This window comes from Arthrobacter sp. 2YAF22_2 (assembly GCF_052114645.1).
Lineage (GTDB): Bacteria > Actinomycetota > Actinomycetes > Actinomycetales > Micrococcaceae > Arthrobacter.
In genome coordinates this window covers 1-11,644 of the sequence record NZ_JBFRFD010000044.1, presented here as the reverse complement: position 1 = coordinate 11,644, position 11,644 = coordinate 1, and the positions used below count along the sequence as shown (strand labels likewise).

The following is an 11,644-nucleotide window of genomic DNA, read 5'->3' as shown; positions in this document are numbered from 1 at the left end:
CCGGGATGCCGCCCATCGAGGTCGYGCCCAACGCCGGGAAACTTCTCAAGCTCTTGGTCCAGCTCTCCGGTGCCCGCCGCGTGCTGGAGATCGGCACCTTGGCCGGGTTCAGCACCATCTGGATGGCACAGGGGCTGCCCGACGGCGGCCGGCTCATCACCTGCGAATACGACCCCCGGCACGCCGGAGTGGCCAGGGCCAATCTCGACCAGGCCGGCCTGGGCCACCTGGTCGAAGTCCGTGTGGGCGCGGCCTTGGACACGCTGCCGGCGTTGGAAAGCGAGGGCGTCGGGCCCTTTGATCTCGTCTTCATCGACGCGGACAAGGAAAACAACCCGCAGTACCTGGACTGGGCCATCCGGCTCGGCCGGCCCGGCACCGTCGTGGTGATGGACAACGTCGTCTGGGAGGGCGCGGTGCTGGAACCGGCTTTGGACCCCGTGAATGCCCCGGGAATCGTGGCGGCGCTGCAGCTCATGGGTGAGGACCCGCGGCTGGACGGCACGGTCATCCAGACGGTCGGATCGAAAGGCTGGGACGGCTTCGCCCTCGCCCTCGTGCGGTAGCGAGGCGGTGGCGGGGTGCGGAAGCGCGGCGCTGACGCTGTGTGGCGGCGCGGGCCAGCCAAATACTAAGTATGCTGAGATTTGGCCAAAAGGCCGCTTCGATCGGCAACCGCGGGCTCGGAACCGCACCGGGCACACTTCGCAAAGGACACCAGGTAATGAACGCGACGCAGGACTCCCGCTCTCCACGGGCCGTCCGGATCAGCTCCGCCCCCGAGGACCTCGCCGGGCTCGGACCGCTGCTGGAGTGCGTCGGAGCCAGCGTCGGAGATGTCCCGGCCCTACTGGCCCTCGCCAAGGACGTGGGCGAGTCCGCGCCGAAGCCGGGCGCCGGCCGGACCGCTTTCCTCTGGGAAATCCTCGCCTCGGTCACCGCCGTCGATGTCGCCGCCGGCCGGATTCTGGAACCACACCTCGACGCCGCCGCGATTCTCGCGCAGGCCGAAGGTGCGCAGGCCGCCGGGGTGGAGGGGCCGGGCGACGTCCCCGATAATTTCTCCGACGGCATCCCGTTCGACGACATCCCGTTCGACGGGACCTGGGGAGTGTTCGCCGCCGAAGCGCCCGGGCTGACGCTGGAAGCCAGCGATGCCGGCGGCCGGACCCTCCTGCACGGTTCCAAACCGTGGTGTTCGATCGCCGCGCAACTCGACCATGCCGTGCTCACCGCGCAGCTGGCAGGCGGCGGCCGCGCTGCTTTCGCCGTTGACCTGCACGCGGCCGGGGTCACTTTCGCGGACCCTGCCTGGACCAGCCTGGGGCTGCGCGAAGTTCCCAGCGGCACCGTGCACTTCGACGCTGTCCCGGCCGTCTCGCTCGGTGCGCCCGGCTGGTACTACCAGCGTCCGGGGTTCGCCTGGGGCGGCATCGGCGTCGCCGCGTGCTGGCTCGGCGGCGCCGTCGCCGTGGCCCGCAGCTACCAGGATGCACTGCTGGCGGCCGCCGACCGCGGTCGCGAACCGGACCAGCTGGCCCTCGCGCACCTCGGTGAAATCGACCGTACGCTGGCCGGCCTCCTCGGGTACTTCGCCCGGACGGCGCCCCGGATCGACTGCGGGGAGCTCTCCGGACCCGGTGCGTGGAGCGAGGCGCTGCGCATCCGCGGCAGCGCAGCCGCCGCCGTCGAACGCATCCAGGCGCTGGTGAGCCAAAACCTCGGACCCGGCCCGCTTGCCTTCGATCGGCGCTACGGCAAGCGCATGGCCGACCTCTCGCTTTACATCCGCCAGCACCATGCCATGCGCGACGACGCCAAGCTCGGCGCCCTGACGTTCACGGGGGATCACCCGTGGTGAGCTTCACGCACCACGATGCCGGGACCAGCGAAGAGGATTGGGCGCGCAGCGGCCTTGCCGCCCTCCCGGAGTTGCCGCTCGACGCCGGAGAGCTGGCAGGCACGGCGTTTATTGTCCTGGCGGCCCACCCCGACGACGAATCGCTGGGCGCCGGAGGCCTGCTCAGCCGGCTGCACGGCCTCGGCGCCGAGGTGCGATTGCTGCTGTGCACGGCCGGGGAGGCCTCGCATCCCGATTCGCCCACGGCCACACCGGAACAGCTCGCCGCGCTGCGCCTGCGGGAGTTCGCCGGAGCGCTTGGGCACCTCGTCCCCGGCGCCGGCTGGCGGTTCCTCGGCCTGCCGGACGGGAAGCTGGCCGAACACCGCGAGCCGGTGCTGGCCGCGATCCACGAAGCCGCGGCTGCCATTGGCAAACCGGCGGCCCGCGTGGTCCTGGTTGCGCCCTACCGCAACGACGGACACACCGACCACGATGCGCTGGGGTCCGCCGCCGCCGAGGTGGCCGGCGCGGCCGGCTACGGGCTGCTCGAGTACCCGATCTGGTACTGGCTTTGGGCCGGCCCCGGGGACCCGGCCTGGCAGTCCTGGCTGCAGGTCCCGCTGAGCCCGGGGGAGGAACGGGCCAAAGCGCAGGCCATGGCTGCCCACACCTCGCAGGTGCAGGCATTGTCCGACCAGCCGGGGGATGGGGTGTTGCTCCCTGCCGCGTTCCTGGAGCATTTTTCCCGCCCCTGGGAGACCTTCGCCTGGCACCGGCCCGCCGGCGCCGCCGGATCCGGGCCTGGCTACGGCGCGGCGGACGCGGAGGCCCTCTTCGATGCGGTCCACACCCGGAACGAGGACCCCTGGCAGTACGCCACCAGCTGGTACGAACGCCGCAAGCGCGCCCTGACGCTTGCGGCGCTACCGGAGCCGAGGTACACCGCCGGCCTGGAGATCGGCTGCTCGATCGGCACCCTCAGCCTGGAGCTCGCCGAACGCTGCGACACCTTCCTGGCCGTCGACGCGAGCAGCGCCGCCCTGGCGCACGCCGCCGTGCGGCTTGAGCACCTGCCGGGCGCGCAGACCCGCCACCTCACCGTCCCGCAGGACTGGCCGGAGGGCGCCTTTGACCTGATCGTGGTGTCGGAGCTGGGCTACTACCTTTCACCGGCRGAACTTGCGGCGCTGTTCGAACGGGTCGAAGCCACCCTGCTGCCCGGCGGCACGCTGGCGCTCTGCCACTGGCGCCACCCCATCGACGGCTGGGAGCTCGACGGCGACACCGTGCACGCCGCCGCGCGGCAGCAGCTTCGCTGGCCCGGCGCCGGCCTGCACCGGGAGCGCGATTTCGTGCTGGAAGTCTTCCGCGCCCCGGAGCAGCTCCCGTGACCGCCCCGCCCCCGCCGCGGCGCCCCGGCATCGACGCCGTCGCCGTCGTCATGCCGGCCCACAACGAGGAACAGCAGCTCGACCGGGCCTTGCGGGCGGTGCAGCGCGCCGCCGACGAGCTGCAGCGGACGCGGCCCGACGTCGCCGTCCGGGTGGTGGTGGTCCTGGACACCTGCACCGACCGCTCTGCCGCGATCACCGCCGGGTACGCCGACGCCGACCCGCGCATCAGCGCGCTCGAAGTCCGGCTTCGCAGTGCCGGCGCGAGCCGGGCGGCAGGCATCCGCGCCGCGGTGCTCCGCCGGCCCCGGCCCGTTCGCGGGCAGCGCTCCACGCCCGGGCCGTGGCCGGGGCGGACCTGGCTGGCGAACACGGACGCCGATTCGCTGGTCCCGGTGCACTGGCTGGTCCGGCAACTGGAGTTCGCCGAGGCGGGAGCGGATGCGGTGTTGGGTTCCGTGGAACCTGACCCGGCGGGCATGGACCCGGAACTGCTGCGCCGCTGGCTGGACCGCCACCCCTTCGAGGAGAACCACCCGCATGTCTATGGCGCCAACTTCGGCGTCCGGGCCTCCGCCTACCTCGCCGCGGGCGGTTTCACCCAACAGGAATCGCATGAGGACCGAAGCCTGGTCCAGAGCCTGCGCAGCCTGGCCTTCACCGTCATCGCCACCGACAGCATGCGGGTCCTGACCTCCGGCCGGACCCAGGCGCGGGCACCCCAGGGCTTCGGTGCCTACCTCCGCGCCCTGGGGCGGCAGCGGCCGCCCGCGCCCGCAGGCAACTGACGCCCGGCCGGAGAGGCCGTGGTGCCGGAGTCGCTGAACCCTAGGCTCCTATCCGGAGTTCCTGCGTCCCTGCGGTGACCTTTGGCCCTTACCAGCCGCTACCTGCAGGGGCATCCTCGGGAGCATGAGGTGCCGGACGCGGGGCCGAGGTTGGTGCTGTGCATGAAGACCGGCGGGCGGTGACCCCCGCGGGCGTGGTGCCCCTGCCCGGGCTCCCCGGCCTCAGCTCAGCGGAGGCGGCCCAGCGGCTGGAACGCAGCGGACCGAACCGGCTGCCGGAAGTCAGCACGGTCCCGGGCTGGCGACGGCTCCTGGCGGAATTGACCCATTTTTTTGCGCTTATGCTCTGGGTCGCGGCCGTCCTCGCCTTCATCGCCGGGATGCCGCAACTGGGCGTCGCGATTGTCGTCGTCATCGTGGTGAACGGGGTGTTCGCCTACATCCAGCAGGAACGCGCCCAGCACGCCGCCGCCAAACTGCGGGAGTTACTGCCTGCCATGGTCTCGGTCCGCCGGGACAACCGGGTCATCAAGGTACACACCACCGAACTCGTGCCCGGCGACGCCGTCGTGCTGGTTGCCGGGGACCGGGTGCCCGCGGATCTCCGGCTGGCGCTGGCCGCGGGCTGCACCGTGGAYGAATCGATGCTCACCGGCGAAAGCGAAGCGGTCAGCAAGGCCGCCGGCGACACCGTGTTCGGTGGAACCTTCCTGGTTATCGGCACGGCCGAAGGCCTGGTGGCCAGCACCGGCGGACAGACCAGGCTCGCCGAGATCGCGTCGCTGACCGGCAAGGTCGAGGCCCCGCCGGGCCCGCTGGCACTGGAGCTGCAACGGATTGTCCGAATTGTCGCCGGCGTGGCCCTGGGCATCGGCGCCCTGTTCTTCATCCTCTCGCTGCTGGTGGGCATCTCCTGGCGCGATGCATTCCTCTTCGCGATCGGCGTGGCGGTGGCGCTGGTGCCCGAGGGCCTGCTCCCGACCGTCACCCTTTCGCTCGCCATCGGTGCCCAGCGGATGGCCGCGCGCAACGCCCTGGTGCGGAACCTGCAGGCGGTGGAGACGCTCGGCTCGACCACCTTCATCTGCACGGACAAGACCGGAACCCTCACGCAGAACCGGATGAACGCCGTCGAGGTCTGGACGCCCGCCGGGCTGCTCGGCATCACCGGCCCGGGCTACGGGCCGGAGGCCCTGGTCACCGGGGAAGGCGGCGCCCCCGCCGGGGCCGGAGCGTTCCGGGCGGGGCAGCGGCTCAGCGCCGCCGCCCGTGCCGCCTCGGTGGGCCGGGCGGTGCCGCACGAGGGGCAGTGGATCGCGCAGGGAGACCCGATGGAAGCCGCGATCGATGCGCTGGCCACCCGGCTGGCCGGCCCCGAGGAACCGGCGCCGTCGCACCGCTTTGCCTTCGATCCCCGCCGGCTGCGGGAGTCCGCAATCGTCGGCACGACGCTGTTCGTCAAGGGCGCCCCGGAGTCCGTGATCCCCTTATGCAGGGGCGACGGCGGCGGCGGCGCCGACCGCGCCCTGCAGATGGTCGACCAGATGGCTTCGCACGGGCTCCGGGTCCTGGCGGTCGCGCAGCGGAGCCTGCCGGGCCTGCCCGGCGACCGCTTCAAGCTCGAGGAGGTTGAGACCGGGCTGACGCTGCTGGGGCTGATCGGCCTGCACGATCCGCCCCGCGCCGAGGTGCGGCTCTCGCTGCAGGCGGCCCGCGAGGCCGGCATCAAGGTGGGCATGGTCACCGGCGACCACGCCTTCACGGCCGCTGCCATTGCGCGGGAGACCGGCCTGATTGGCTCCCCGGAGACGGTGTTGGAGGGCCACGCCCTGCCGGAGGACGACGAGGTGCTGGCCGCGCTGCTGGACCGCGACGGCGTCGTGGTCAGCCGGGTGACGCCGGAACAAAAACTCCGGGTGGCCCGGCTGTTGCAGCACGGCGGCCACGTGCTGGCCATGACCGGAGACGGCGTCAACGACGGGCCTGCCCTGCAGCAGGCAGACATCGGCGTCGCCATGGGTCTCAGCGGCACCGATGTGGCCCGCGAGGCGGCGGACCTGGTGCTGCTCGACGACGACTTCGCCACGATCATCGCGGCGGTGGAACAGGGCCGCGCCACCTACGCGAACATCCGCCGCTTCCTGACGTACCACCTCACGGACAACGTGGCCGAACTGACGCCGTTCGTGATCTGGGCCCTGTCCGGCGGGCGGTTCCCGCTGGCGCTGAGCGTGCTGCAGATCCTCGCCCTGGACATTGGAACCGACCTCTTGCCGGCCCTCGCCCTCGGCAGCGAAGCGCCCAGCACAGGGGCGCTGAAACGAGCGCCGGAACGCCGGCACCTGATGGACCGCGCCCTCATGTTCCGGGTCTTCGGGCTGCTGGGCCCGGTGGAGGCGCTGATGGAGATGACGGCCTACACCGCCGTGCTCCTCGGCGCCGGCTGGAGCCCCGGGGCCGAACTGCCGCTGTCGGACGTGCTGATGGCAGCCTCGGGCGCAGCGTTCACCACCGTGGTCCTGGCCCAACTTGCCAACGCCTTCGCCTGCCGCAGCGCCACCGCCCCGCCTTGGCGCCTGGGCTGGTTCACCAACCGGCTGCTGCTCTGGGCCGTGCTGGCAGAGCTGGGGCTGCTCTCCGTGTTCCTGTTCCTCGGCCCGCTCGCCGCCCTGCTGGGCCAGTCCCCGCCGACACCCGGGGGGCTGGCCGTGGCCCTCGGCGCCATCCCCGCGGTCCTGCTCGCGGACTGGCTCTATAAGCTGGCGCGGCACCGTCGGTCAGGCCGCAAGGCCCGCGCCGCCTAAAAGGTCCAAAGACTCTGACCCCGGAAGCCGCCGGCCAGCAGGATCAGAGCACAGGCGGACCAACACCAGAGGAGCCCCGGCATGCCCGAACACGTGGTCTGGTTTGAAGACATCGGCATGGGCGACGTCCCGCAGGTCGGCGGGAAGAACGCCTCCCTGGGCGAACTCATCCAGTCCCTCAAACCCCGGGGGGTGCGGGTTCCCGACGGCTTCGCCACCACCGCCGCGGCCTACCGGACCTTCATCGCGGCCAATGGGATTGAACCGGCGATGCGCTCGCGGATCCTGGCCTACCGCGCGGGTGACGCGACGCTGCGCGAAACCGGGGAGGCCATCCGGGAACTGTTCCTGGCGAGCGAGTTTCCGCCGGACATCGCTGAGTCCATCCGTTCGCACTACGGGGACCTCGGGCAGCGCGCCGGCCTGGAGCGGCTATCCGTCGCCGTCCGCARCAGCGCCACCGCCGAGGACTTGCCCGATGCCAGCTTCGCCGGCCAGCAGGAAACGTTCCTGAACGTCACCGGCGACCGGGAGCTGATGGACGCCTGCCGGCGTTGCTACGCCTCGCTGTTCACCGACCGGGCCATCAGCTACCGGGAGGTCAAGGGCTTCGACCACCTCGACGTCGCCCTCTCGATCGGGGTCCAGCGGATGGTGCGCTCCGATGTCGGCGCCTCCGGGGTGATGTTCTCTATCGACACGGACTCCGGCTTCCCGCGGGTGGCCGTGATCAGTGCCGCCTGGGGGCTGGGTGAGACCGTGGTGCAGGGCAGCGTCAACCCGGACAAGTACCTCGTGTTCAAGCCGCTGCTGACCGAGGACGCGGCGGCGCAGGGAATCAGCCCGATTATCGAAAAGTCCCTTGGCGCCAAGGAGCGGAAGATGGTGTACAGCCGCGGCGGCCACGCCCGCACCCGGACCATGGACACCTCCGACGCCGAGCGCCGGGCATTCGTCCTGGCCGACGCCGAGATCCTCGCCCTCGCCCGCTGGGCGGTGAGCGTCGAGGAGCACTACGGCCGGCCGATGGACATGGAGTGGGCCAGGGACGGCGAGACCGGCGAACTCTTCATGGTCCAGGCCCGGCCCGAGACCGTGCAGTCGCTCAAGACCGGTTCCCGGTTCACCCTCCACCACCTGTTGGAAACGGGCACCCTGCTGGTAACCGGCGCGGCGATCGGCGACTCGATCGCGCAGGGGACGGCGTGCGTGATCCGGAGCGCCGCCGACATTGAGAAGTTCCGCGACGGCGCCATCCTGGTCACCGAGATGACCGACCCGGACTGGGTTCCCATCATGAAGCGCGCGGCCGGGATCGTCACCGACCACGGCGGCCCCACCAGCCATGCGGCGATCGTGAGCCGGGAACTGGGGGTGCCGGCCGTCGTCGGGACCGGCAACGCCACGGGCGTCCTCGCGGAGGACCAGGCCGTGACCCTGTCCTGCGCCGAGGGCGACCAGGGCCGCGTGTACGCCGGCAGCCTCGCGTTTGAAACCGAGGACGTGGACCTTGGGGATTTGCCCGAGACGCGCACCAAGGTCATGGTCAACATCGCCAGCCCCGCGGCCGCCTTCCAGTGGTGGCGGCTGCCGGCTGCCGGCGTCGGGCTGGCCCGGATGGAGTTCATCATCAGCGCCCTGATCCGGGTCCATCCGATGGCGCTGGTCCACCCGGAGCGGGTCGCCGATCGGCAGGAGGCGGCACAGATCCGGGAACTGACCCGCGGCTACGCGGATCCGAAGGACTACTTCGTGGACACCCTGGCCCTCGGCATCGCGAAGATCGCCGCGCCCTACCACCCGAACCCGGTGATTGTGCGGCTCAGCGACTTCAAGACCAACGAGTATGCGCACCTTATTGGCGGCGGCTCTTTCGAGGAGGCGGAGGAGAACCCGATGCTCGGCTTCCGCGGCGCGTCCCGGTACTACGACGAGCGGTACCGGGACGGCTTCGCGCTCGAATGCCGGGCGCTGAAACGGGTCCGGGAACGACTCGGGTTCAGCAACATCATCGTGATGGTCCCGTTCTGCCGGACACCGCAGGAGGCGGACAAGGTGCTCGCGGTGATGGCGGAGAACGGACTGGTCCGCGGCGAGCAGGGCCTGCAGGTCTACATGATGTGCGAGATCCCGTCCAACGTGGTCCTGGCCGAGCAGTTCGCGTCCCGCTTCGACGGTTTCTCGATCGGCTCGAACGACCTCACCCAGCTGGTCCTCGGTGTGGACCGGGATTCGGCGCAGCTTGCGGCCCTGTTCGACGAGCGCGACGAGGCCGTCATGGCGATGATCAGCGAGGCGATCCGCAAGGCGCACGCGGCCGGGATCAAAATCGGCATCTGCGGGCAGGGCCCCAGCAACCACCCGGAGTTTGCGGCGTTCCTGGTCGGCGAGGGCATCGACTCGATCTCGCTGAACCCGGACAGCTACCTCAGGACCGTCCCGCGGATCGCGGCAGCCGAGTCGCAGGCGTCCGGGAAGTAACGCGACCGCCACCGGCCCCCGGGCCCGTAGGCCGCCGCCCGGAACTGAGGGCCCGTAACGCGTTCAGGATGGTGGCCAGGTCCACCRGCTCCTGGGACAAGGCGCCGGCGATGGCGGGAACGTAGCCGGCCGCAGCCGCCACCATCAGCGCCACGCTCATGGCGATCCCGATCCAGATGCTTTGCAGCGCCACCTTCACGGTCCGCTGGCTGATCCGCACGGCCGAGGCCACCTTGGACAGGTCGTCCAGGATGATCACGACGTCGGCGGACTCGCCGGCCGCCGTCGAGCCCCGCGCTCCCATGGCGATTCCGACGTCGGCGACGGCCAGGACGGGGGCGTCGTTGACGCCGTCGCCCACCATCAGCACCGGCCGGTGCGGCAGCGACCGCACGGCGTCCACCTTGTCCGGCGGCAGGCATTCAGCCCTGACGTTGGTGACCCCGGCGGCCTCCGCGATGTGCTCGGCGGTGGCCTGGGCGTCGCCGGTCAGCATCACGGTCTCGGTGACGCCCAGGGCGCGGAGCTCGGCGAGGGTCCGCCGCGCCTCGGCGCGGATCGGATCGCTCATCACGAGGCAACCGACGTATTCCGTGCCAACCCCCACATAGATGGCCAGTTCGCCGCTGGCCAGTTCCGTCTCTTCCACTCCCGCGGCCGATTCGGCCACGAAGGTGGGCTTGCCCACCACCACGTCCCGGCCGCCGAAGCTGGCCCGGACCCCGTGGGTGGCGTATTCGGTGGCCCCGGAGGCGCTTTCAAAGCCCAGCGCCCGGGAGCGGGCGGCGTCCATCACGGACGCGGCGAGCACGTGGGAGGAGTACTGCTCCGCGGAGGCCGCCCAGCGCAGCACCTCGTCCTCGGCCAGGGTGCCGGTGACCCGGACCTCCACCAAGGCCGGCCGGCCGTAGGTGAGGGTTCCGGTCTTGTCGAAGGCGGCGGTCTTGATCCGGCCCAGCAGTTCCAGCACGCCGGCGTATTTGACGATGATGCCGCCGCGGGCGGCACGGCTCATGCCGCCCAGGAAGGCGACCGGTGCGGCGATCAGCAGCGGACAGGGAGTGGCGACCACCAGCACCTCGGCAAAACGGGCCGGGCTGCCGCTGATGATCCACCCGACGGCGCCCAGCAGGTAGGCGAGGGCGGTGAACGGGACGGCGTAACGGTCCGCCAGCCGGACCATGGGCGCCTTGCTCTCTGCCGCCTCCTTCACCAGGGCGACGATCCGGCTGTACTGGGAGTTCTCCATCAGGGCCGTGACCTGCATCCGGATGGCGGCTTGGCCGTTCAAGGATCCGCTCATCAGGCCGTCGCCGGCGGCGCGTTCCACCGGCAGGCTTTCGCCGGTTAGCGAGGACTCGTCGAAGGTCCCGGACGTGGAGAGCAGCACCCCGTCCAGCGGCACCACCTCGCCGGGCCGCACCAGCAGGATGTCGCCGACTTCGACGTCGACGGCGGGCACGTCCTCGTGCTGACCGTCAATTTGGGTTCCGGCGACGGAGGTCCCGGCTGCGGCGGGGCGTTCCCGGTGCGCGGTCTGCGGTACGCGCTCCAGCAGGGCCGTCAGCTCGCCTTTGGCCCGGCCCGCCGCGTAGTCCTCCAGCGCGGTGCCGCCGGCCATCATGAGCACGATGATCATCGAGGCGATGAACTCACCCACCAGCACTGTGCTGACGATGGCCGTGACCGCCAGGATATCGATGCCCCACTGGCCGCGGAGCAGCCGGCGGACCATGCCGACACCGAGGTACGCGGCCACGGCCAGCGCGTAGATGCTCGCGGCGATCCGCGCGATCCCTTCCTGGCCGGAAGCCAGCAGCAACACCACTGCTAAAAGGGCAACGACAGTGCCCATCACCAGCGGATACCGGAACGCAATTTTCACGGTTGTCCCGCCTCGTTCTCCACGCAAGACCCGGCGTCTGCGACTACTTGCATCCTACTGCGGCCGTCCCGCCCGCCCGCGGGCCGTTCAGCCCTACCATTGCCGGTGATCCGGCGCCATGGTGAAGCATGTGGGCGATCTTCGCCGGCGGCCGCCGCCGGGTGGTTGCGGTCATCGTGGTGGTGGCCGCACTGGTGTTGCTGGCCGGCGCGGTGGTGACGGCCGTGATCCTCGGCGCGGGACCCCGGGATGCTGCGCCCCCGGTGGTCCCCGGCGCCGGTAGCCCTTCGGTCCGGCCGCAGACCCCAACGCAGACTCCGACGCCGACTTCAACGCCGGAGCCGCCAGCGCCGCCGTCGAGCGTCCCGCCGTCCAATGCGGCAGGGCCGCCGTCGAGCGCGGAAGCCCCGGAAGCCCCGGCCGCGGACGCTCCACCGCTGCCCTCTGCGCCC

Annotated in this window: 7 protein-coding genes and 1 pseudogene; 7 read left to right on the top strand and 1 reads right to left on the bottom strand. The window is 71.2% G+C overall.

The window, feature by feature from the left end; translation table 11 throughout:
- The 6 genes from AB4Y86_RS03455 to ppsA form a co-directional block, all read left to right on the top strand.
- On the top strand, positions 1–566 hold a 566-nt coding region (locus tag AB4Y86_RS03455; RefSeq protein WP_441400098.1), incomplete at its 5' end, for an O-methyltransferase.
- Positions 567–724: 158 nt separating this feature from the next.
- Complete coding sequence (locus AB4Y86_RS03450) at positions 725–1,861, top strand: hypothetical protein (protein WP_441400096.1); 1,137 nt, start codon at positions 725–727, stop codon at positions 1,859–1,861.
- Positions 1,855–3,234: a PIG-L family deacetylase gene (locus tag AB4Y86_RS03445; RefSeq protein WP_441400094.1), complete on the top strand. Its 1,380-nt coding sequence runs from the start codon at positions 1,855–1,857 to the stop codon at positions 3,232–3,234. The genes AB4Y86_RS03450 and AB4Y86_RS03445 overlap by 7 nt, the downstream gene beginning before the upstream one ends.
- Positions 3,231–4,022: a glycosyltransferase gene (locus AB4Y86_RS03440; RefSeq protein ID WP_441400092.1), complete on the top strand. Its 792-nt coding sequence runs from the start codon at positions 3,231–3,233 to the stop codon at positions 4,020–4,022. The genes AB4Y86_RS03445 and AB4Y86_RS03440 overlap by 4 nt, the downstream gene beginning before the upstream one ends.
- A gap of 158 nt (positions 4,023–4,180) precedes the next feature.
- On the top strand, positions 4,181–6,826 hold the full coding sequence (locus tag AB4Y86_RS03435; RefSeq protein ID WP_441400090.1) for a cation-translocating P-type ATPase: 2,646 nt from the start codon (positions 4,181–4,183) through the stop codon (positions 6,824–6,826).
- Positions 6,827–6,907: 81 nt separating this feature from the next.
- A complete protein-coding gene (ppsA, locus tag AB4Y86_RS03430) occupies positions 6,908–9,307 on the top strand; it encodes a phosphoenolpyruvate synthase (protein WP_441400088.1) in 2,400 nt (799 codons plus the stop codon).
- On the opposite strand, the gene AB4Y86_RS03425 is transcribed toward ppsA, so the two are convergent.
- Positions 9,255–11,162: a heavy metal translocating P-type ATPase gene (locus tag AB4Y86_RS03425; RefSeq protein ID WP_441400100.1), complete on the bottom strand. Its 1,908-nt coding sequence runs from the start codon at positions 11,160–11,162 to the stop codon at positions 9,255–9,257. The two genes, ppsA and AB4Y86_RS03425, sit on opposite strands and share 53 nt — an antisense overlap.
- Before the next feature lie 158 nt (positions 11,163–11,320).
- On the opposite strand from AB4Y86_RS03425, the pseudogene AB4Y86_RS03420 reads away from it, so the two are divergent.
- Positions 11,321–11,644 (top strand): annotated as a pseudogene (locus AB4Y86_RS03420) (polysaccharide deacetylase family protein); the annotation flags it as partial.

Bases quoted from the DNA above. Each gene is read 5' to 3' on its own strand.
- AB4Y86_RS03450 (WP_441400096.1), top strand. From the start codon at position 725: ATGAACGCGACGCAGGACTCCCGCTCTCCACGGGCCGTCCGGATCAGC.